General features: G+C 62.1%; 24 protein-coding genes. 17 read left to right on the top strand and 7 right to left on the bottom strand.

Annotated elements, in window-relative coordinates; genetic code table 11:
* Window positions 1-50: 50 nt before the first annotated feature.
* Genes BM017_RS06310 through pilG form a run of 4 tightly spaced genes read right to left on the bottom strand, consistent with a single transcriptional unit; the run spans window position 51 to window position 3,455 of the window.
* The gene (locus BM017_RS06310) at window positions 51-2,102 is read right to left on the bottom strand and encodes a methyl-accepting chemotaxis protein (protein WP_071490363.1); all 2,052 of its coding nucleotides are present in this window, start codon (window positions 2,100-2,102) and stop codon (window positions 51-53) included.
* Window positions 2,099-2,623, bottom strand: a complete 525-nt coding sequence (locus BM017_RS06305) for a chemotaxis protein CheW (RefSeq protein ID WP_071490364.1) — start codon at window positions 2,621-2,623, stop codon at window positions 2,099-2,101. The genes BM017_RS06310 and BM017_RS06305 overlap by 4 nt, the downstream gene beginning before the upstream one ends.
* 12 nt (window positions 2,624-2,635) lie before the next feature.
* Window positions 2,636-3,001, bottom strand: coding sequence for a twitching motility response regulator PilH (gene pilH / locus BM017_RS06300; RefSeq protein ID WP_014720320.1), 366 nt, complete (start codon window positions 2,999-3,001; stop codon window positions 2,636-2,638).
* A gap of 46 nt (window positions 3,002-3,047) precedes the next feature.
* On the bottom strand, window positions 3,048-3,455 hold the full coding sequence (gene pilG / locus BM017_RS06295) for a twitching motility response regulator PilG (RefSeq protein WP_071490365.1): 408 nt from the start codon (window positions 3,453-3,455) through the stop codon (window positions 3,048-3,050).
* Between the two features lie 239 nt (window positions 3,456-3,694).
* Between pilG and gshB the strand changes: the two genes are divergently transcribed.
* The 7 genes from gshB to BM017_RS06260 all read left to right on the top strand — a co-directional run bounded on the left by gshB (window position 3,695) and on the right by BM017_RS06260 (window position 9,581).
* Window positions 3,695-4,648, top strand: coding sequence for a glutathione synthase (gene gshB / locus BM017_RS06290; RefSeq protein WP_028618297.1), 954 nt, complete (start codon window positions 3,695-3,697; stop codon window positions 4,646-4,648).
* 76 nt (window positions 4,649-4,724) lie between these two features.
* Window positions 4,725-5,630 carry an energy transducer TonB gene (locus BM017_RS06285; RefSeq protein ID WP_092241991.1) on the top strand — a complete coding sequence of 302 codons (906 nt, stop codon included), beginning with the start codon at window positions 4,725-4,727 and terminating at the stop codon, window positions 5,628-5,630.
* 67 nt (window positions 5,631-5,697) lie between these two features.
* A complete protein-coding gene (locus BM017_RS06280; protein ID WP_071490368.1) occupies window positions 5,698-6,267 on the top strand; it encodes a YqgE/AlgH family protein in 570 nt (189 codons plus the stop codon).
* Entirely contained in the window at window positions 6,267-6,704 is a 438-nt protein-coding gene (ruvX, locus tag BM017_RS06275; protein WP_092241988.1) for a Holliday junction resolvase RuvX, read from the top strand. Before BM017_RS06280 ends, ruvX begins: the two co-directional genes overlap by 1 nt.
* A 73-nt stretch (window positions 6,705-6,777) precedes the next feature.
* Window positions 6,778-7,284: a bifunctional pyr operon transcriptional regulator/uracil phosphoribosyltransferase PyrR gene (pyrR, locus tag BM017_RS06270; RefSeq protein WP_058426562.1), complete on the top strand. Its 507-nt coding sequence runs from the start codon at window positions 6,778-6,780 to the stop codon at window positions 7,282-7,284.
* Between the two features lie 24 nt (window positions 7,285-7,308).
* Window positions 7,309-8,313 carry an aspartate carbamoyltransferase catalytic subunit gene (locus tag BM017_RS06265; RefSeq protein WP_092241985.1) on the top strand — a complete coding sequence of 335 codons (1,005 nt, stop codon included), beginning with the start codon at window positions 7,309-7,311 and terminating at the stop codon, window positions 8,311-8,313.
* Window positions 8,310-9,581 carry a dihydroorotase gene (locus BM017_RS06260; protein WP_092241982.1) on the top strand — a complete coding sequence of 424 codons (1,272 nt, stop codon included), beginning with the start codon at window positions 8,310-8,312 and terminating at the stop codon, window positions 9,579-9,581. The genes BM017_RS06265 and BM017_RS06260 overlap by 4 nt, the downstream gene beginning before the upstream one ends.
* Window positions 9,582-9,666: 85 nt before the next feature.
* Here the strand turns inward: BM017_RS06260 and BM017_RS06255 are convergent, their stop codons facing one another.
* Window positions 9,667-10,077 (bottom strand): NINE protein, encoded by a 411-nt coding sequence (locus BM017_RS06255; protein ID WP_162276412.1) that lies wholly within the window; start codon window positions 10,075-10,077, stop codon window positions 9,667-9,669.
* A 268-nt stretch (window positions 10,078-10,345) separates the two neighbouring features.
* On the opposite strand from BM017_RS06255, the gene BM017_RS06250 reads away from it, so the two are divergent.
* On the top strand, window positions 10,346-10,981 hold the full coding sequence (locus BM017_RS06250) for a C40 family peptidase (protein ID WP_071490370.1): 636 nt from the start codon (window positions 10,346-10,348) through the stop codon (window positions 10,979-10,981).
* A 126-nt stretch (window positions 10,982-11,107) separates the two neighbouring features.
* On the opposite strand, the gene BM017_RS06245 is transcribed toward BM017_RS06250, so the two are convergent.
* Complete coding sequence (locus BM017_RS06245; protein ID WP_092241979.1) at window positions 11,108-12,142, bottom strand: type IV pilus twitching motility protein PilT; 1,035 nt, start codon at window positions 12,140-12,142, stop codon at window positions 11,108-11,110.
* A 57-nt stretch (window positions 12,143-12,199) separates the two neighbouring features.
* Here BM017_RS06245 and BM017_RS06240 point away from each other — a divergent pair, with 57 nt between their 5' ends.
* From BM017_RS06240 to BM017_RS06200, 9 genes are all read left to right on the top strand, one after another.
* Entirely contained in the window at window positions 12,200-12,886 is a 687-nt protein-coding gene (locus BM017_RS06240) for a YggS family pyridoxal phosphate-dependent enzyme (protein WP_092241976.1), read from the top strand.
* A 33-nt stretch (window positions 12,887-12,919) separates the two neighbouring features.
* Window positions 12,920-13,738 carry a pyrroline-5-carboxylate reductase gene (gene proC, locus BM017_RS06235; RefSeq protein ID WP_092241973.1) on the top strand — a complete coding sequence of 273 codons (819 nt, stop codon included), beginning with the start codon at window positions 12,920-12,922 and terminating at the stop codon, window positions 13,736-13,738.
* A gap of 9 nt (window positions 13,739-13,747) precedes the next feature.
* Window positions 13,748-14,338 carry a YggT family protein gene (locus tag BM017_RS06230; protein WP_025859579.1) on the top strand — a complete coding sequence of 197 codons (591 nt, stop codon included), beginning with the start codon at window positions 13,748-13,750 and terminating at the stop codon, window positions 14,336-14,338.
* A 119-nt stretch (window positions 14,339-14,457) separates the two neighbouring features.
* On the top strand, window positions 14,458-15,597 hold the full coding sequence (locus tag BM017_RS06225) for a homoserine O-succinyltransferase MetX (RefSeq protein ID WP_071490374.1): 1,140 nt from the start codon (window positions 14,458-14,460) through the stop codon (window positions 15,595-15,597).
* Window positions 15,598-15,604: 7 nt separating this feature from the next.
* On the top strand, window positions 15,605-16,225 hold the full coding sequence (metW, locus tag BM017_RS06220; protein ID WP_078050562.1) for a methionine biosynthesis protein MetW: 621 nt from the start codon (window positions 15,605-15,607) through the stop codon (window positions 16,223-16,225).
* 21 nt (window positions 16,226-16,246) lie between these two features.
* Window positions 16,247-16,681 (top strand): DUF4426 domain-containing protein, encoded by a 435-nt coding sequence (locus BM017_RS06215; protein WP_092241971.1) that lies wholly within the window; start codon window positions 16,247-16,249, stop codon window positions 16,679-16,681.
* Entirely contained in the window at window positions 16,678-17,274 is a 597-nt protein-coding gene (rdgB, locus tag BM017_RS06210; RefSeq protein ID WP_025859581.1) for an RdgB/HAM1 family non-canonical purine NTP pyrophosphatase, read from the top strand. The genes BM017_RS06215 and rdgB overlap by 4 nt, the downstream gene beginning before the upstream one ends.
* A complete protein-coding gene (gene hemW / locus BM017_RS06205; protein ID WP_071490377.1) occupies window positions 17,271-18,473 on the top strand; it encodes a radical SAM family heme chaperone HemW in 1,203 nt (400 codons plus the stop codon). Before rdgB ends, hemW begins: the two co-directional genes overlap by 4 nt.
* Window positions 18,474-18,491: 18 nt before the next feature.
* Window positions 18,492-18,815 carry a DUF3392 domain-containing protein gene (locus tag BM017_RS06200; protein ID WP_058426549.1) on the top strand — a complete coding sequence of 108 codons (324 nt, stop codon included), beginning with the start codon at window positions 18,492-18,494 and terminating at the stop codon, window positions 18,813-18,815.
* Between the two features lie 141 nt (window positions 18,816-18,956).
* On the opposite strand, the gene trmB is transcribed toward BM017_RS06200, so the two are convergent.
* Complete coding sequence (gene trmB, locus BM017_RS06195) at window positions 18,957-19,682, bottom strand: tRNA (guanosine(46)-N7)-methyltransferase TrmB (RefSeq protein ID WP_092241969.1); 726 nt, start codon at window positions 19,680-19,682, stop codon at window positions 18,957-18,959.

Below are 19,682 nucleotides of genomic sequence, written 5' to 3'. Positions count from 1 at the left end.
CTGACCCACTGCTATCGGGGGCAAGCCCCCTCCCACATGTGTACTGCATTTCAATCATCAGCCTGTTTAGCCGCTGGCAAGGTGAACCCCGACACCGACCGGCGCAGCTGGCTGGCCATTTTCGCCAGGTTGCCGATGCTTTCTGCGGTGGCCGTGGAGCCCGAAGAGGTCTGGGTGGTGATCTGCTGGATCACGTTCATGGTCAGGGAGATCTGCCCCGCCGAACTCGTCTGCTGCTGCGCCGCGTTGGAGATGCTCTGGATCAACGCTGCGAGGGTTTTCGACACGCCTTCGATCTCTTCCAGCGCCACCCCGGCATCCTGGGCCAACCGTGCGCCGCGCACCACTTCGGTGGTGGTCTGCTCCATGGAAATGACCGCTTCGTTGGTGTCGGCCTGGATCGCCCGCACCAGGGTTTCAATCTGCCGCGTCGCCGCCGACGAACGCTCGGCCAGGCGTTGCACTTCATCGGCCACCACTGCAAAGCCGCGCCCGGCGTCCCCGGCCATGCTCGCCTGGATCGCTGCGTTGAGGGCGAGGATGTTGGTCTGCTCGGCAATATCGTCGATCAGGCTGACGATATCGCCAATTTCCTGGGACGACTCGCCCAGGCGCTTGATGCGCTTGGCGGTGTCCTGGATCTGTTCGCGAATGTTGTCCATGCCGTGGATGGTGTTGTGCACCACCTCGTTGCCCTTGTTGGCAATTTCCACCGAGCGCTCCGCCACCGCCGACGATTCGGCGGCGTTGGCTGACACCTGGTCGATGGACTGGGCCATCTGGTTGATCGCCGTGGACGCTTCGGCGATCTGCTGGGCCTGGTGCTCCGAGGCCTGGGCCAGGTGCATGGCAGTGGCCTGGGTGTCCTGCACCGCACCGGCGACTTGCCCGGCGGTGAGGTTGATGGTAGCAACCAGATCGCGCAGCTGGTCGACGGAATAGTTGATGGAGTCGGCGATGGTGCCGGTGAAGTCTTCGGTCACCGAGGCCGTCACGGTGAGGTCGCCGTCGGCCAGGTCTTCGATTTCATCCAGCAGGCGCATGATCGCGTTCTGGTTGCGCTCGTTCTTCTCGGCGGTTTCATGCAGTTGGCGGTTGGTCTCGCGCACCATCACCAGGCCGATCAGGATGATCGAGGTCAGCGCCAGCAGGCCCAGTACATAGCCGCCGATGGTGTCGAAACTGCGGCCACTGGCCAGGTTTTCGAAACCGGTGGCCAGGTGCGAGGCTTCATCGAGCAGGGTTTGTGACAGGTTGAAGATGTTGCTCGCCGAAGCGCGCACCTGGAACAGTTGCGGCGAGGTTTCGAGAATTTCATCCACCGAGCCGGAGACAAACTCGAACAGCTCGGCGATTTCCGCCAGCCGCGCGCGGGCATCGCGGTCTTCGACCTGGGTGATGCGCAGGCCGGGGTTGCCCTGGAGCATGCCGTTGAGCACCTGGCCGAAACGGTTGGCATCGCGGCCAAAGGCGTCGGCGGCCTGCACGGCGGTTTCGTCGCCGGCCAGTACGGTGTTCACCGCCCCCAGGATACGCTCGGCCAGCAACGACTGGCGCTGGGCCAGGGCGACCTGGCTGGCCGGGGCACCGCGTTGCAGGAGGATGTCGACGACCTTTTCCGACTCCACCTGCAACTGCGGAACGGTTTCCGCCAGGGTCGCCGCGACCTGGTGCAAGGACAGCACGGTCTGCTCACTGGCGAGAATCGCGTCGGTGTTTTTCAGCAGCGCTTCCCAGTCGGTCTGCACCGCACGCATTTCGGCGCGTACCGCACTGGGCGCAGCCGGCAGGCCGGTTTCCGGATCACCTTTTTTCAGGTAGCCCCAGCGCTGGGCGAAGTCGTTGCGCGCATCGCCCAGCAACTTGAACGCAGCAGCCTTGCCGGCGGCGGCTTCGGTGGCGTTCTTGGCAATGCGCTGGGACAGCACGCGCAACTCACCGGCGTGGCCGATGTACTGCTTGTCATAGGTGGACTGGGTGTTGAGGTACGCAAAGTTGGCAAACAGCAACATGATGAACACGATCAGTGCAATGAACAGCACAATGATCTGGGAACGACTGCGCGACGCGGCCTGGGGTTTTGGCGGGGTAACGGTGGTCATGCGGCAACATCCATGAAGCCTGGAGCCTGGGCCAGGGCGAAGGGGCTGAAGACCTGCCACTGCGGAGTGCCCTCGAAACGTCCCTGGATAAACGGCGCGCCGGGAGCGGCACTCGCCAGCAGTGCGTCTTGTGCGAAATGCTGCATTCCCACCACCTCGTCCACCAGCAGCCCGACAAACAAATCGTTGAATTCCACCACCAGTACGCGCCGCTGTTTGCGTGCCTTGGACAGCTCGAGGCCGAGGAACCCGCCCAGGTCCATCACCGGCAACAAGCGCCCACGCAGGTTAGCCACACCCTTGACCCAGGCCTTGACCCCGGGCATCAGCGTGCAGCGCGGTTCATGCAGGACTTCGGCAACTTCGCCCATGGGCGCCACATACCAGTGCTGCCCCAGGCGAAAGCCGATCCCGCTCCAGCGTTGCAGACGGGTTTCCTGGGACGGCAGGTCGGCGGCCAACAGGCGACAGCGGCGGTCGATGTCCAGCAGCAGCTCAAAGGCGGTTTGCGACTCGGTCATGATGGCGAACCGTCAGCCGGCCAGCACCTTGTTCAGGGTGGCGATCAGGGTTTCTTCATCCACCGGTTTGGTCAGGTAGTCCTTGGCGCCCTGGCGTGCGCCCCAGATCTTGTCGGTTTCCTGGTCCTTGGTGGTGATGATGATGATCGGGATGCCGTTGGTTTCCGGCTCCTTGGACAGCTGGCGGGTGGCCTGGAAGCCATTGAGGCCCGGCATCACGATGTCCATCAGGACGGCGTCGGGTTTTTCCTGGCGGGCCAGGGCCACGCCATCCGCACCGTTTTCAGCCTTGAGGACCTGATGGCCATGCTTTTCCAGCATGCCGGTCAGTTTGTACATTTCAGTCGGCGAATCGTCGACGATCAGAACACGTGCCATGGTTTTCCCCACTACATAGGTGGACGCCGGCCCTTGTGAGGCGGCGTCAGTGTGCTTGTTCTACTACGGCGAACCCTGGCACGTAGGCCTTGATCGCGCCCAGCAGTTCTTCCTTGCTGAAAGGCTTGGTCAAAAACTGATCGACACCCACGATGCGCCCCTTGGCCTTGTCGAACAAGCCGTCCTTGGACGACAGCATGATCACCGGGATCGACTTGAACGCCGGGTTGTTCTTCACCAGCGCGCAGGTCTGATAGCCATCCAGGCGCGGCATCATGATGTCGACAAAAATAATGTGCGGGTGATGATCCACAATCCGGGCCAGGGCATCGAAACCGTCGATGGCCGTGATGACATCGCACCCCGTGTTCTTCAACAAGGTCTCGGCGGTGCGGCGGATCGTCTTCGAATCGTCGATCACCATCACTCTCAAGGCGTTGGAATGCTGTTCCATATCTGCTCTGCCATCGCCACAGCGAATCGGTTTTCGGTGTGTACTGCCTGATGTTGCACAGGATGAGCGCCGCAAGCCTTGGAATTCAAGGGCTGCTGCGCCGTGGCAGTCTTTTTAGCACAGTCTCCGGGCGCAATCTATCGAGCAACCGGCCAGGTGGTTTTTCCTTGACCCACAACAGCCGCAGCGCCACTCTGACGCCACTTTTATGCGCCCTAATTTGCTAGAGGAAATCCCCCATGAGCGTTCGCGTCGGCATTGTCATGGACCCTATCGCCAGCATTTCCTATAAAAAGGACAGCTCGCTGGCCATGCTCCTGGCCGCCCAGGCCCGCGGCTGGACCTTGTTCTATATGGAGCAGCGCGATCTTTACCAGGGTGACGGCGAGGCCCGCGCACGCATGCGCCCGCTGCAGGTGTTTGCCAACCCTGAGAAGTGGTTCGAGCTGCAAGACGAAATCGACAGCCCACTGAGCGATCTGGACGTGATCCTGATGCGCAAGGACCCGCCGTTCGACATGGAATTCGTCTACTCCACCTACCTGCTGGAGCAGGCCGAGCGCGCCGGCGTGCTGATCGTCAACAAGCCGCAGAGCCTGCGCGACTGCAACGAAAAGCTGTTCGCCACCCTGTTCCCACAGTGCACACCACCGACCGTGGTCAGCCGCCGCGCCGATGTGCTGCGCGAGTTCGCTGCCAAGCATGGTGATGTGATCCTCAAGCCGCTGGACGGCATGGGCGGCACCTCGATCTTCCGCCACCGCGCCGGCGACCCGAACCTGTCGGTGATCCTGGAAACCCTGACCGCCCTGGGCACCCAGCAGATCATGGGCCAGGCCTATCTGCCGGCGATCAAGGACGGCGACAAGCGCATCCTGATGATTGACGGCGAGCCGGTGGACTACTGCCTGGCGCGCATCCCGGCCGCCGGCGAGACCCGTGGCAACCTGGCGGCCGGTGGTCGTGGCGAAGCCCGCCCTCTATCGGACAAGGACCGCTGGATTGCCGCCCAGGTTGGCCCGACCCTGCGCGAAAAAGGCCTGCTGTTCGTGGGACTGGACGTCATCGGCGAGAACCTCACCGAAATCAACGTCACCAGCCCCACCTGCATTCGCGAGATCGACAACGCATTTGGCACGAACATCGGCGAAATGTTGATGGCCGCCATTGAGCGCAAGCTGCAAGCCAAGTGATATAGAACAGCCGGACACGCACCAACATTGCGCTATCATGCCCCACCTGTGAAACGCGCGATGTTGGTTTTTTGTCATGACACTCCCGTCCGAGCTACCCCCCGAACTCTCCCACAGCGGCGTGCGCCCGGCTGATCGGCTCGGATTTACCCTGTTCCTGGCAGCGTTGATTCACTTGGCCCTGATCCTCGGCGTGGGTTTCACCATGGTCGAACCCAAGCAAATCACCCAGACCCTGGAAATCACCCTCGCCACGTTCAAGAGCGAAAAGAAGCCCGAGAAGGCTGACTTTCTCGCCCAGGACAACCAGCAAGGCAGCGGCACCCTCGACAAGAAAGCCGTGCCGAAGACCACCGAAGTGGCGCCGTTCCAGGACAACAAGGTCAACAAAGTCACCCCACCACCGGCGCCCAAGCCGGAGGTCAAGCAGGCAGCGCCCAAGCCCGCCGTGACCACCATCGCACCCAAACCGCAGAAAGCCCCGGCCCAGCGCGAAAAAACCAAGACCGAACCCACGCCCCAGCCTGTAAAACCGGCACCGACTTTCGACAGTTCGACCCTGTCCGACGAAATTTCCAGCCTCGAAGCCGAACTGGCCAACGAACAGCAGCTGTACGCCAAGCGCCCGCGCATCTATCGGCTGAACGCCGCATCGACCATGCGCGACAAAGGCGCCTGGTACAAAGACGAGTGGCGCAAGAAGGTCGAGCGTATCGGTAACCTCAATTACCCGGAGGAAGCCCGACGCCAGCAGATTTACGGAAATTTGCGACTATTGGTGTCAATCAACCGCGACGGCACGCTCTATGAAGTGCAGGTGCTCGAGTCGTCCGGCCAGCCGTTGCTGGACCAGGCCGCCCAGCGCATCGTGCGCCTGGCCGCGCCCTTTGCGCCGTTCAGCGGCGATTTGAACGACGTCGACCGCCTGGAAATCATCCGCACCTGGAAGTTTGCCAAGGGTGATCGGCTGTCGAGCAATTGATGACAATTACCAGCTGTGGCACATCACCAGCTTGTCAGTTCGCCCCTCCACCGCCACACTATCGAACATGAAAAACGTCAGCCCGACCTACCTCAAGCATCAATTCCTGATCGCCATGCCCCATATGGCCGACCCGAACTTTGCGCAGACCTTGACCTACATCGTCGAGCACACGGCCAATGGTGCCATGGGGTTGGTGGTCAACCGCCCGCAAGAGCTGAACCTGGCGGATATCCTTGAGCAACTGCGCCCCGAGCTTGACCCGCCGGCCCGGTGCCAGGGCGTGCCGATTTACATCGGCGGGCCGGTGCAGACTGATCGTGGGTTTGTGCTGCACCCGAGCGGGCCGAAGTTCCAGGCCACGGTCGATCTGGACGGCGTATCGCTGTCCACTTCCCAGGACGTGTTGTTCGCCATCGCCGACGGCGTGGGCCCTGAGCAAAGCGTGATCACCCTCGGTTACGCGGGGTGGGAAGCCGGCCAATTGGAAGCCGAACTGGCCAGCAATGCCTGGCTGACCTGCCCGTTCGACGCCGACATCCTGTTCAACACCGCCAGTGAACTGCGCCTGGACGCAGCTGCGGCGACGCTGGGGATCAACCTCAACCTGCTGACCAGCCAGGCGGGACACGCCTGATGGCTTTGCGTCTGATCCTCGGGTTTGACTACGGCACCAAACAGATCGGCGTAGCCGTAGGCCAGGTGATCACCGGCCAGGCCCGTGAGCTGTGCACCTTGAAAGCCCAGAACGGCGTGCCGGACTGGAACCATGTTGAAGCCCTCATCAAAGAGTGGAAGCCCGACGCGGTCGTGGTCGGCCTGCCCCTGAACATGGACGGCACCCCCAGCGACATGTGCCTGCGTGCCGAAAAATTCGCCCGCCGCCTCAATGGCCGCTACAACCTGCCCTTCTATACCCACGACGAACGCCTCACCACCTTTGAAGCCAAAGGCGAGCGACGCGACCGTGGCGGGCAGAAAGGCAGCTACCGCGACAACCCGGTAGACGCCATCGCCGCCGCCCTGCTGTTGCAGGGTTGGCTGGATGAAAACACCGCTTTATTTGAATCCTGACAGACGCGGCTTGCCGCGTCTTTTTACGTTTGAGCCCGGACCTTGCCTGCGCCAAGGTCCTGAAGGAGCCTGCATGAGCCTGCCGAACCCCGCCGAACTGATCAGCCAGATGGCCACCAGCCTCACGGCCCATCTGCAACACCGCAACATCAGCGAGCCGCGCTTCATCGGTATTCGCACCGGCGGTGTGTGGGTGGCCCAGGCGTTGTTGGAAGCACTGGGCAGCGATTCGCCCCTGGGCACCCTGGACGTCTCCTTTTACCGCGACGATTTCAGCCAGAACGGCCTGCACCCACAAGTGCGTCCGTCGGCCCTGCCTTTCGAGATCGAAGGCCAGCACCTGGTGCTGATCGACGACGTGCTGATGAGCGGTCGCACCATCCGTGCCGCCATGAACGAACTGTTCGACTATGGCCGCCCGGCCAGCGTGACCCTGGTGTGCCTGCTGGACCTGGACGCCGGCGAATTGCCGATCAGCCCGGATGTGGTCGGCGCCACCCTGTCGCTAGAAGCCCATCAACGGGTAAAATTGCTCGGTCCCACGCCGCTCGTACTCGAACTGCAAGACCTCGCCCTTTAAACCGCCTTGTAAAGAGTCCCCGCGATGACGCCTCTAGATGCCAAGCGCCCGCTGCAGCTCAATGCTCAGGGCCAGTTGCGACACTTCTTGTCGCTCGACGGTTTGCCCCGCGAACTGCTCACCGAAATCCTCGACACCGCCGACTCGTTCCTCGAAGTCGGTGGCCGGGCGGTGAAGAAGGTCCCGCTGTTGCGCGGCAAAACCATCTGCAACGTGTTCTTCGAGAACTCCACCCGCACCCGCACCACCTTTGAACTGGCCGCCCAGCGGCTGTCGGCCGATGTGATCACCCTGAACGTGTCCACCTCGTCGGCAAGCAAGGGCGAGACCCTGCTCGACACCCTGCGCAACCTGGAAGCGATGGCCGCCGACATGTTCGTGGTACGCCACGGCGACTCCGGCGCCGCGCACTTCATCGCCGAACACGTATGCCCGCAGGTGGCGATCATCAACGGCGGTGACGGCCGCCACGCCCACCCGACTCAGGGCATGCTCGACATGCTCACCATTCGTCGGCACAAAGGCAGCTTTGAGAATCTCTCGGTGGCCATCGTCGGCGACATCCTGCATTCGCGGGTCGCGCGCTCGGACATGCTGGCCCTCAAAGCCCTGGGTTGCCCGGATATCCGCGTGATTGCGCCGAAAACCCTGTTGCCCATCGGTATCGAACAGTACGGCGTGAAGGTCTACACCGACATGGCCGCAGGCCTCAAGGACGTGGACGTGGTGATCATGCTGCGCCTGCAACGCGAGCGCATGGCCGGTGGCCTGCTACCGAGCGAAGGCGAGTTCTACCGTTTGTTCGGCCTGACCACCGCACGCCTGGCCGGCGCCAAGCCGGATGCCATCGTGATGCACCCGGGCCCGATCAACCGTGGCGTGGAGATTGAGTCGGCGGTGGCCGACGGTCCGCAGTCGGTGATCCTCAACCAGGTGACCTACGGCATCGCCGTACGCATGGCCGTGCTGTCCATGGCCATGAGCGGGCAAACCGCGCAACGTCAATTCGAGCAGGAGAACGCCCAGTGAAGCTCAGCATCCTCGGCGCCCGCGTCATCGATCCGGCCAGTGGCCTGGATCAAGTTACCGATCTGCATCTGGACGCCGGCAAGCTCATCGCCATTGGCGCCGCGCCCGCAGGCTTCAGCGCCAGCGAGACGATCGACGCCAAAGGCCTGGTGGCCGCGCCTGGCCTGGTTGACCTGAACGTCGCCCTGCGCGAGCCGGGCTACAGCCGCAAGGGCAATATCACCAGCGAAACCCGCGCTGCCGCAGCCGGTGGGGTAACCAGCCTGTGCTGCCCACCGCACACCAGGCCGGTGCTGGACACCTCGGCCGTGACCGAGCTGATCCTCGACCGCGCCCGCGAAGCCGGCAACTGCAAAGTGTTCCCTATCGGCGCCTTGAGCAAAGGCCTGGAAGGCGAACAACTCGCCGAACTGATCGCCCTGCGCGACGCCGGTTGCGTGGCCTTCGGCAACGGCCTGGATAGCTTTCGCAGTACCCGCACGCTGTTACGTGCCCTGGAATACGCGGCGACTTTCGACCTTACAGTGATCTTCCATTCCCAGGACCGTGACCTGGCCGAAGGCGGCCTGGCCCATGAAGGCGCCGTGGCCAGCTTCCTCGGCCTGCCGGGCATCCCGGAAACCGCCGAGACCGTGGCCCTGGCCCGTGACCTGCTGCTGGTGGAACAAAGCGGCGTGCGTGCGCACTTCAGCCAGTTGACCAGTGCGCGGGGCGTGGCCCTGATCGCCCAGGCCCAGGCCCGTGGATTGCCGGTGACAGCGGATGTGGCGCTTTATCAGCTGATCCTGACGGACGAAGCGCTGATCGACTTCTCCAGCCTGTACCACGTGCAACCGCCACTGCGTACCCTGGCTGACCGCGATGGTTTGCGCGCGGCGGTGAAATCCGGTGTGGTCTCGGCGATTTCCAGCCATCACCAGCCCCATGAGAGGGATGCCAAGCTGGCACCGTTTGGCGCGACAGAGCCGGGCATCAGCAGTGTCGAACTGTTGCTCCCTCTGGCGATGACGTTGGTAGAAGATGGGTTGCTGGACTTGCCGACATTGTTGGCACGCCTGAGCAGCGGCCCGGCCGAGGCCTTGCGCCTGCCAGCGGGCAAGTTGGCGGTGGGTTCGGCGGCGGACCTGGTGCTTTTTGATCCGGCCAGTTCCACGATTGCGGGGGAGCAATGGCTATCCAAAGGTGAAAACTGCCCGTTCATCGGCCATAGCCTGCCGGCGACGGTGCGTTACACCCTGGTGGATGGCCGCATCAGCTACCCGGCCTGAAAAATCCCACCTCTAATGTGGGCATGATCAATGTGGGAGGGGGCTTGCCCCCTCCCACATGTTGATCTCCACCAGAAGTTAAAGATCAGCGGCCGCTGTTGCGCTCGGCATTGCGGATCGATATCTGCGTATTCAACGTCCAGAAGTCATACAGCACCCCAACCAGGAACAAACCGCCGGTCAGCAGGTAGATCAGGCCGGTGATCCATTTGCCCTGGTACATGCGGTGCACGCCAAATACCCCGAGAAACGCCAACAGGATCCAGGCCACGTTGTATTCGATGGGCCCGGCGGTAAACCTCAGGTCCGCTTCACGGTCCATGGCCGGGATCAGGAACAGGTCGATCAGCCAGCCGATACCCAGCAAGCCAAAGGTGAAAAACCAGATCGTTCCGGTCACCGGCTTGCCGTAATAGAAGCGATGCGCCCCGGTAAAACCGAAAATCCACAGCAGGTAACCGATGACCTTGCTGTGGGTGTCTTGCTGCTCGCCAATCTGCTGATAGGTGTTCATCGCGTACCTCTTTTGCCTCGATAGATAAATTTTTTCATTTTCTTTGTGACTTTTTTACGGGCGCCCGACGTACGGCAAATGGTATCTTCCCTGCCCTGAAAGCCTTATGCCACCTGACTTGTGTAGGACAATTGCGGCGAATCGTCGCGTTTTTCCTGATTTTGACGTCAAGGTTCAGTCGACAAACGGCCTGAGAACGACACAAAAAGCTGTTATAAAGTTGCGCGCAAACCCATAAGAGCCACGCCTAATGCGACCATTTTTCAAGACATGGCTAACCATTTGCCTATTAATGCCACTGGCCGCCCACGCCACCAATCGTGAGCAACGACTTCCCAACGTTAACGGTTTCACCCCTAAAGTCCACAGCACGCCAAGCACCGCCAAGTCGGTCAAGCTGACCGTCAACCGCCCGACTCAACTGAGCAAGGCCCACGGCAAGGCAACGGCCGGCCTGGTAGGCGTCAACACCAGGCAGAGCAGCACCGTGCTCAGCCGTGCCGTCAACGTGCTCGGTACTCCTTATCGTTGGGGCGGCAGCAGCCCAAGTAAAGGGTTCGACTGCAGCGGCTTGGTGAAATATGCGTTTAACGACGTAGCCGCCGTGGATTTGCCACGCACCTCCAACGCCATGGCCGCCGGCCACGGGCAGAAGGTTGATCGCAAGGACTTGAAACCGGGTGACCTGCTGTTCTTCAAATTGAAGAGCCGCCAGGTGAACCACGTTGCCATCTACCTGGGCAACGACCGTTTCATCCACGCACCACGCCGTGGCAAAGCGGTCAGCATCGACACGCTGAAGAAACCGTTCTGGGACAAGAACTACGTGATTGCCAAGCGGGTATTGCCCAAAGAGCAGAACAACCTGCGGGTGGTCCAGCGCTGATTCCAGGCTGGAGTGCGGTGGGTGAACAATGTGGGAGGGGGCTTGCCCCCGATTACCGTGGATCAGCTACAAATAAGCTAACTGATCCACTGCTATCGGGGGCAAGCCCCTGCCACATTTGGACCTTCATATTTCCCCAGGCACCCTCGCCTTCTGCTGCGCCTCTTCCCGACTGATCACCCCCTCCCCGACCAACGCCTTCAAGCTCATATCCAACGTCTTCATCCCCAGCGCCCCACCCGTCTGGATCGCCGAGACCATCTGCGCCACCTTGTCCTCACGGATCAGATTGCGAATAGCCGGCGTACCCAACATGATTTCATGGGCCGCCACCCGCCCCCCGCCGATCTTCTTCACCAGCACCTGGGACACCACTGCCTGCAACGACTCCGACAGCATCGAGCGGACCATGGCCTTTTCCCCCGCCGGAAACACATCCACCAGCCGATCCACGGTCTTTGCCGCCGACGAGGTATGCAAGGTGCCGAATACCAGGTGCCCGGTCTCAGCCGCCGTCAGGGCCAGGCGGATGGTTTCCAGGTCGCGCAGTTCACCCACCAGGATCACATCCGGGTCTTCCCTGAGCGCCGAGCGCAGGGCAACCGAAAAGCTATGGGTGTCGCGGTGCACCTGACGCTGATTGATCAACGCCATGTTCGGCGTGTGGATAAATTCGATGGGGTCTTCAAGGGTGAGGATGTGCTGGCGTCGATGCTGATTGAGAAAGTCGATCATCGCCGCCAGGGTAGTGGACTTGCCCGAGCCGGTAGGGCCGGTCACCAGCACCAGGCCGCGTGGCAGTTGGGCAATACGCTGGAAGACTTCCCCCAGGCCGAGGTTCTCCAGGCTCTGGACCTCGGACGGGATGGCGCGAAACACCGCGCCCATGCCACGGTCCTGCCGGAACACATTGGCGCGGAACCGCGCCACGCCGGGCAGCTCGAAGGCAAAATCCGTTTCAAGAGATGTTTCGAAATCCTTTTGTTGGTGCTGATTGAGCAATGGGCTCAACAAGTCGGCCACTTGCGGGGGTGAAAGCACCGGCCCGTCCAGCGGCCAGACCTCCCCATCCACCCGCAGCATCGGCGCCAGTCCGGCGGACAAATGCAGGTCGGAGGCGCCACGGCGCACGCTGACCGTGAGTAATTCAGTGATATCCATAGGGCTTTCCATTTCCAGTAGAATGCCGCGGACTCCATATCCACGGGCGCATCTTGAATGTCGACGATAGCAGACAACATCGGCCAGGTTAGCCAGCGCATCCGCGCCGCAGCCGACGCCGTGCAACGTGACGCAAGCAGCATCCACCTGCTGGCCGTGAGCAAGACCAAACCCGCGCAAGCCGTGCGCGAAGCCTATGCCGCCGGGATGCACGATTTTGGCGAGAACTATCTGCAGGAAGCCCTGGGCAAACAGGCCGAATTAACCGACCTGCCCTTGAGTTGGCACTTCATCGGCCCCATTCAATCGAACAAGACGCGCGCTATTGCCGAGAACTTCGCTTGGGTGCATTCCGTGGACCGCTTGAAAATCGCTCAACGCTTGTCCGAACAACGCCCGGCCGACCTGCCACCGCTGAACATCTGCATCCAGGTCAACGTCAGCGGCGAAGCCAGCAAGTCCGGCTGTACACCCGCCGACCTGCCAGCCCTGGCCAACGCTATCAGCGCCCTGCCGCGCCTGAAGCTGCGTGGCCTGATGGCAATCCCCGAGCCGACCGAAGAGCGCGCCGCGCAAGATGCAGCCTTCGCCACCGTGCGCGAGCTGCAAGCCAGTTTGAACCTGCCGCTGGACACACTTTCCATGGGCATGAGTCACGACCTTGAGTCGGCCATTGCCCAAGGCGCCACCTGGGTGCGGATCGGTACCGCCCTGTTTGGCGCCCGCGACTACGGCCAGCCATGAAATGGCTGACTTCCATTTAGCTAAGGACCTGTCATGAGAGACACGCGTATAGCCTTTATCGGCGCCGGTAACATGGCGGCCAGCCTGATCGGTGGCCTGCGGGCCAAGGGCCTGGATGCCGCGCAGATCCGCGCCAGCGACCCGGGCGCAGACACCCGTGCCCGCGTCAGCGCCGAGCACGGTATTGAAACCTTTGCCGACAACGCCGAGGCCATCCAGGGCGTCGACGTGATCGTGCTGGCAGTGAAGCCGCAGGCCATGAAGGCGGTGTGCGAAAGCCTGCGCCCAAGCCTGCAGCCGCATCAGCTGGTGGTGTCGATTGCGGCCGGCATCACCTGCGCCAGCATGAACACCTGGCTCGGCGCACAGCCGATCGTGCGCTGCATGCCCAACACGCCAGCCCTGGTCAGCCAGGGCGTGAGCGGCTTGTACGCCACCGCCCAAGTGAGCGCCGAACAACGCGACCAGGCGCAAGAACTGCTGTCCGCCGTGGGCGTCGCGCTGTGGCTGGAACAGGAGCAGCAACTGGACGCGGTCACCGCCGTATCCGGCAGCGGCCCGGCGTATTTCTTCCTGCTGATCGAAGCCATGACCGCCGCCGGCGTGAAGCTGGGACTGTCCAAGGACGTTGCCGAACAACTGGCCGAGCAGACCGCCCTGGGTGCTGCGCGCATGGCGGTGTCCAGCGATGTGGACGCCGCCGAGCTGCGCCGCCGCGTGACCTCGCCGGGCGGCACCACACAGGCGGCCATCGAGTCGTTCCAGGCCGGGGGCTTTGAAGCCCTGGTGGAAAAAGCACTGGGTGCCGCTGCGCGCCGCTCGGCGGAACTCGCCGAACAACTGGGCAAATAAGGAGCCAACATGATTGGTTTGAACACCGCAGCCGTCTACGTGCTGCAAACCCTCGGCAGCCTGTACCTGCTGATCGTCCTGATGCGCTTCGTGCTGCAACTGGTGCGTGCGAACTTCTACAACCCGCTCTGCCAGTTCATCGTCAAGGCCACCCAGCCGCTGCTCAAGCCATTGCGCCGGATCATCCCGAGCCTGTTCGGCCTGGACATGTCGTCGCTGGTGCTGGCAATCCTGGTGCAGTTGGCCTTGATGGCTCTGACCCTGTTGCTGACCTACGGCACCACCGGCAATTTCGTACAGTTGCTGATCTGGGCCATCATCGGCGTGACCGCGCTGTTCCTGAAGATCTTCTTCTTCGCCCTGATCATCAGCGTGATCCTGTCCTGGGTCGCCCCCGGTAGCCACAACCCTGGCGCCGAGCTGGTGAACCAGATCTGCGAGCCGGCCCTGGCGCCATTCCGCCGCCTGCTGCCGAACCTCGGCGGCCTGGATATCTCGCCGATCCTGGCGTTCATGGTGCTCAAGTTGCTGGACATGCTGGTGATCAACAACCTGGCAGCCATGACCGGGATGCCGGAGATTTTGCGTCTGCTGATCTGACGCAAAGCAAATGTGAGAGGGGCAAGCCCCCTCCCACATTTCAAACCGCTCAGGCCATTGCTTGCCGCTAGGTGCAGCGGTCTTTAGACTTACGCCTCATTTAAACGAGAGCAGGGTCGATGCCAGCTGCCTTTCCCCCCGATTCTGTTGGACTGGTCGTGCCCCAAGTGGCGCACTTCAGCGAACCGCTGGCCCTGGCCTGCGGCCGTTCGCTGCCTGCCTACGACCTGATCTATGAAACCTATGGCCAACTGAACGCCACGGCGAGCAACGCCGTGCTGATCTGCCACGCCTTGTCCGGCCATCATCACGCGGCCGGTTTCCACTCTGCCGAGGATCGCAAGCCCGGCTGGTGGGACAGTTGCATCGGCCCCGGCAAGCCCATCGACACCAACAAGTTCTTTGTGGTCAGCCTGAACAACCTGGGCGGCTGCAACGGTTCCACCGGCCCCAGCAGCCTCAATCCGGAAACCGGCAAGCCGTTCGGCGCCGACTTCCCGGTGCTCACCGTGGAAGACTGGGTGCACAGCCAGGCGCGCCTCGCCGACCTGCTGGGTATCAACCAGTGGGCGGCAGTGATCGGCGGCAGCCTGGGCGGCATGCAGGCGCTGCAATGGACCATCACCTACCCGGACCGCGTGCGCCATTGCCTGGCAATCGCCTCGGCCCCCAAGCTGTCGGCGCAGAACATCGCCTTCAACGAAGTGGCACGCCAGGCCATCCTTACCGACCCGGAATTCCACGGTGGTTCGTTCCAGGAAGCCGGCGTGATTCCCAAGCGCGGCCTGATGCTGGCGCGGATGGTCGGGCATATCACCTACCTGTCCGATGATTCCATGGGCGAGAAATTCGGCCGTGGCCTCAAGAGCGAGAAGCTCAACTACGACTTCCACAGCGTCGAGTTCCAGGTGGAAAGCTACCTGCGCTACCAGGGCGAGGAGTTCTCGGGGCGTTTCGACGCCAACACCTACCTGCTGATGACCAAGGCGCTGGACTACTTCGACCCGGCCGCCAACCACGACGACGACCTGGCGAAAACCTTCGAAGGCGCCACGGCCAAGTTCTGCGTGATGTCCTTCACCACCGACTGGCGCTTCTCGCCGGCCCGCTCCCGCGAGCTGGTGGACGCGCTGATGGCTGCACGCAAGGACGTCTGCTACCTGGAGATCGATGCACCGCAAGGCCACGACGCCTTCCTGATCCCGATCCCGCGTTACTTGCAGGCGTTCGGCAATTACATGAACCGGATTACTGTGTGAGAACGCCATGAGAGCCGACCTGGAAATCATCCAAGAGTGGATCCCCGCCGGCAGCCGCGTGCTCGACCTGGGCTGCGGCGATGGCGAACTGCTGAGCTGGCTGCGCGACAACAAGCAAGTCACCGGCTACGGCCTGGAAAACGACCCGGACAACATCGCCCAGTGCGTGGCCAAGGGCATCAACGTGATCGAGCAGGACCTGGACAAGGGCCTGGGCAACTTTGCCAGCAACAGCTTCGACATCGTGGTGATGACCCAGGCCCTCCAGGCGGTGCACTACCCGGACCGCATCCTCGACGAAATGCTGCGCGTAGGCCGCCAGTGCATCATCACCTTCCCCAACTTCGGGCACTGGCGCTGCCGCTGGTACCTGGCCACCAAGGGCCGCATGCCGGTGTCGGACTTCCTGCCGTACACCTGGTACAACACGCCGAACATCCATTTCTGCACCTTCGAAGACTTCGAAGCCCTGTGCAGTGAGCGTGAAGCCAAGGTGATCAACCGCCTTGCCGTCGATCAACAGCATCGTCACGGCTGGGCAAGTAAACTATGGCCCAATCTGTTGGGCGAAATCGGTATTTACCGGGTCAGCAGTCCTGGCCTGACGGACCACAAGATTGCCGTCTAATCATCTTCAAGAGGGACGCTCATGAAACGCCTGGCTGTATTTCTATTGACCGCGTGCCTGGGCGCCAGCGCCCTGGCCGCCGACGCTATCGATGCCAATCGCAAGAAAGACTTCGGCGATATCACCGTCCACTACAACACATTCACCTCCAGCTTCCTGCAACCGGAAACCGCCCAGGCCGTCGGCGTGGTGCGCAGCAAGGAAAAGGGCTTGATCAACGTGACGGTGATCAAGGGCGTGACCCCGGTGGCCGCGCAAGTGACCGGCACCATCAAGGACTTGGGCGGCAAGAGTGAAGTCCTGACGTTCAAGCAGATCAACGAGAAAGGCGGCATCAATTACCTGGCGCCCTACTCCGTGACGCAGCGCGAATACAAGACGTTTACCATCAACGTTGAAACCGGCGGCAAAGCCCATAGCTTCCAGTTCAACCAGGAACTGTTTCCGGCGGAATAATGAACCTCACCCAACTCGTACTGGCCAGCCATAACGCCGGCAAACTCAAAGAACTGCAAGCCATGCTCGGCGACTCCGTGCAGTTGCGCTCGATTGGCGAGTTCAGCCAGGTGGAACCGGAAGAGACCGGCCTGTCGTTCGTCGAGAACGCCATCCTCAAGGCACGCAACGCCGCACGCATCTCCGGCTTGCCGGCGCTGGCGGATGACTCGGGGCTGGCCGTCGATTTCCTCGGCGGCGCACCGGGCATTTATTCGGCGCGCTACGCCGACGGCAAGGGCGATGCCGCCAACAACGCCAAGCTGCTGGACGCGCTCAAGGACGTACCGGACGCCGAGCGCGGCGCACAGTTCGTCTGCGTGCTGGCCCTGGTACGGCATGCCGATGACCCGCTGCCGATCCTGTGCGAAGGTCTGTGGCACGGGCGCATCCTGCATGCGGCCAGCGGCGAGCATGGGTTTGGCTATGACCCGTTGTTCTGGGTGCCGGAACGTAACGTTTCCAGTGCCGAACTGAGCCCGGCCGACAAGAACCAGATCAGCCACCGTGCCCGCGCAATGGATTTGCTGCGCCAACGCCTGAGCCTGAAATGACCCTGAACACCTCTGCGCAGCCGCTGATCCACGGCGGCGCGCAAACACCTCGGGCGGCCTTGCCTGTGCTGCCGCCCCTGGCGCTGTATATCCATATCCCGTGGTGCGTGCGCAAATGCCCTTATTGCGACTTCAACTCCCACACCGCCAGTAAAGTGCTGCCGGAAGAGGAGTATGTGGACGCCCTGTTGGCCGACCTCGATCAGGACCTGCACGCAGTGCATGGCCGCGAACTCAGTTCGATCTTCTTCGGCGGCGGCACGCCCAGCCTGTTCAGCGCCGCAGCGTTGGGGCGGTTGCTCAAGGGCGTGGAAGCCCGCATCCCGTTTGCCGGCGATATCGAGATCACCCTGGAAGCCAACCCCGGCACATTCGAGCAAGAAAAGTTCGTGGCCTATCGCAAGCTGGGGATCAATCGCCTGTCCATCGGTATCCAGAGCTTCCAGCAGGAAAAGCTTGAGGCCCTGGGCCGCATCCACAATGGCGACGAAGCCGTACGTGCCGCCGGCATGGCGCGCCAGGCCGGGTTCGATAACTTCAATCTGGACTTGATGCACGGGCTGCCCGATCAGTCCCTGGACGATGCCTTGAGCGACTTGCGCCAGGCCATCGCGCTGAAGCCGACGCACTTGTCCTGGTACCAGCTGACCCTGGAACCCAACACCGTGTTCTGGAACCAGCCGCCTGCACTGCCGGAAGATGACACCCTGTGGGACATCCAGGAAGCCGGCCAGGCGTTGCTCGCCGAACACGGCTACGCGCAATATGAAGTATCGGCCTATGCCCAACCAGGTCGCCCGGCACGGCATAACCTCAATTACTGGAGCTTCGGTGACTTCATCGGCATCGGTGCCGGCGCACACGGCAAGCTCAGCCATCCGGACGGACGCATCGTACGCACCTGGAAGACCCGTGCACCGAAGGACTACCTAAACCCGGCCAAAAGCTTCCAGGCCGGCGCGAAGGAGCTGACCAACGAAGAGTTGCCATTCGAGTTCCTGATGAACGCCCTGCGCCTCACCGAAGGGGTCGATGCCAGGCTCTACGCCGAGCGTACCGGTCTGGATCTGGCGAGCCTCGATGAAGGCCGCCGCGAGGCAGAACAAAGTGGCTTAATGCAGGTCGAACCGTCACGCCTGGCGGCGACCGACCGCGGGCAACTCTTTCTCAATGATCTGTTGCAGAAGTTTTTGAGCTGACGCTCTTAAGGAAATCGAATGGATTTGGTACTCGACCTGCTCGCCACCGTATCCCGCTGGAGCCGCAGCAACCTGTCGGAAATCTCCCTGGCCCTCGTGGGCTGCCTGCTGGTGCTGTTCGGCGCCGATATCAAGGGCTGGATCGAAGCACGCCTGGGCAGCATCGCGGGTGCGTTGCGCGTGCCGTTGATGGCGCTGGTGTGCATGATCGGCAGCGGCGCGGCGCTGATCTATGCCACGCCGTGGATTGTGCGGGGGTTGAGCCAGTTCAATAACTACAGCCTGGCGCCGGTGTTGATTGTGGTGCTGGTACTGATTGGTGTAGTCGCAGACCGCCGCTGATCCAAGGCACACTGCGAAAACAAATGTGGGAGGGGGCTTGCCCCCGATTGCAGTGGGTCAGCTACAGATAAGCTGACTGATCCACCGCTATCGGGGGCAAGCCCCCTCCCACATTTGATTGCATTTGAAGCCAGGGGCCGGTTACGCCAACTTCTCGAACTTCAAATCCCACACCCCATGCCCCAACCGCTCACCACGACGCTCGAACTTGGTGATCGGCCGCTCGGCCGGGCGTGGCACGCATTTGCCGTCTTCAGCCAGGTTGCGGTAGCCGGGGGCGACGTTCATCACCTCCAGCATGTACTCCGCGTAGGGCTCCCAGTCGGTGGCCATGTGCAGGATGCCGCCCACTTTCAGCTTGGTGCGTACCAGTTCCGCGAAGGAGGCCTGGACGATGCGGCGCTTGTGGTGACGGGCTTTGTGCCATGGGTCCGGGAAGAACAGCATCAGGCGGTCTAGGCTGTTGTCGGCGATGCAGCGGTTGAGCACTTCGATCGCGTCGCAGTCATAGACCCGCAGGTTCGTCAGGCCTTGGGTCAACACGCCGTTGAGCAGCGCGCCGACACCTGGGCGGTGGACTTCCACGCCAATGAAGTCCTGGTCCGGCGCAGCGGCGGCCATTTCCAGCAGGGAGTGGCCCATGCCGAAGCCGATTTCCAGGGAACGCGGGGCCGAACGGCCGAACACCTGGTCGTAGTCCACCGGCGCGTCGGCCAATGGCAACACGAACAGCGGCGTGCCTTGCTCCAGGCCCTTTTGCTGGCCTTCGGTCATGCGACCGGCGCGCATCACAAAACTCTTGATGCGGCGGTGCTTGGACTCGTCGCCTGCTTCCAGGGTGTTCGGCGTTTCGTTTGATTCAGTCAT

This window comes from Pseudomonas sp. NFPP04 (assembly GCF_900113815.1).
GTDB lineage: Bacteria > Pseudomonadota > Gammaproteobacteria > Pseudomonadales > Pseudomonadaceae > Aquipseudomonas > Aquipseudomonas extremorientalis.
This window is presented reverse-complemented; position numbering and strand designations above follow the sequence as displayed.

Bases quoted from the DNA above. Each gene is read 5' to 3' on its own strand.
- BM017_RS06310 (WP_071490363.1), bottom strand. From the start codon at position 2,102: ATGACCACCGTTACCCCGCCAAAACCCCAGGCCGCGTCGCGCAGTCGT.
- BM017_RS06305 (WP_071490364.1), bottom strand. From the start codon at position 2,623: ATGACCGAGTCGCAAACCGCCTTTGAGCTGCTGCTGGACATCGACCGC.
- pilH (WP_014720320.1), bottom strand. From the start codon at position 3,001: ATGGCACGTGTTCTGATCGTCGACGATTCGCCGACTGAAATGTACAAA.
- pilG (WP_071490365.1), bottom strand. From the start codon at position 3,455: ATGGAACAGCATTCCAACGCCTTGAGAGTGATGGTGATCGACGATTCG.
- gshB (WP_028618297.1), top strand. From the start codon at position 3,695: ATGAGCGTTCGCGTCGGCATTGTCATGGACCCTATCGCCAGCATTTCC.
- BM017_RS06285 (WP_092241991.1), top strand. From the start codon at position 4,725: ATGACACTCCCGTCCGAGCTACCCCCCGAACTCTCCCACAGCGGCGTG.
- BM017_RS06280 (WP_071490368.1), top strand. From the start codon at position 5,698: ATGAAAAACGTCAGCCCGACCTACCTCAAGCATCAATTCCTGATCGCC.
- ruvX (WP_092241988.1), top strand. From the start codon at position 6,267: ATGGCTTTGCGTCTGATCCTCGGGTTTGACTACGGCACCAAACAGATC.
- pyrR (WP_058426562.1), top strand. From the start codon at position 6,778: ATGAGCCTGCCGAACCCCGCCGAACTGATCAGCCAGATGGCCACCAGC.
- BM017_RS06265 (WP_092241985.1), top strand. From the start codon at position 7,309: ATGACGCCTCTAGATGCCAAGCGCCCGCTGCAGCTCAATGCTCAGGGC.
- BM017_RS06250 (WP_071490370.1), top strand. From the start codon at position 10,346: ATGCGACCATTTTTCAAGACATGGCTAACCATTTGCCTATTAATGCCA.
- BM017_RS06245 (WP_092241979.1), bottom strand. From the start codon at position 12,142: ATGGATATCACTGAATTACTCACGGTCAGCGTGCGCCGTGGCGCCTCC.
- BM017_RS06240 (WP_092241976.1), top strand. From the start codon at position 12,200: ATGTCGACGATAGCAGACAACATCGGCCAGGTTAGCCAGCGCATCCGC.
- proC (WP_092241973.1), top strand. From the start codon at position 12,920: ATGAGAGACACGCGTATAGCCTTTATCGGCGCCGGTAACATGGCGGCC.
- BM017_RS06230 (WP_025859579.1), top strand. From the start codon at position 13,748: ATGATTGGTTTGAACACCGCAGCCGTCTACGTGCTGCAAACCCTCGGC.
- BM017_RS06225 (WP_071490374.1), top strand. From the start codon at position 14,458: ATGCCAGCTGCCTTTCCCCCCGATTCTGTTGGACTGGTCGTGCCCCAA.
- metW (WP_078050562.1), top strand. From the start codon at position 15,605: ATGAGAGCCGACCTGGAAATCATCCAAGAGTGGATCCCCGCCGGCAGC.
- BM017_RS06215 (WP_092241971.1), top strand. From the start codon at position 16,247: ATGAAACGCCTGGCTGTATTTCTATTGACCGCGTGCCTGGGCGCCAGC.
- hemW (WP_071490377.1), top strand. From the start codon at position 17,271: ATGACCCTGAACACCTCTGCGCAGCCGCTGATCCACGGCGGCGCGCAA.
- BM017_RS06200 (WP_058426549.1), top strand. From the start codon at position 18,492: ATGGATTTGGTACTCGACCTGCTCGCCACCGTATCCCGCTGGAGCCGC.
- trmB (WP_092241969.1), bottom strand. From the start codon at position 19,682: ATGACTGAATCAAACGAAACGCCGAACACCCTGGAAGCAGGCGACGAG.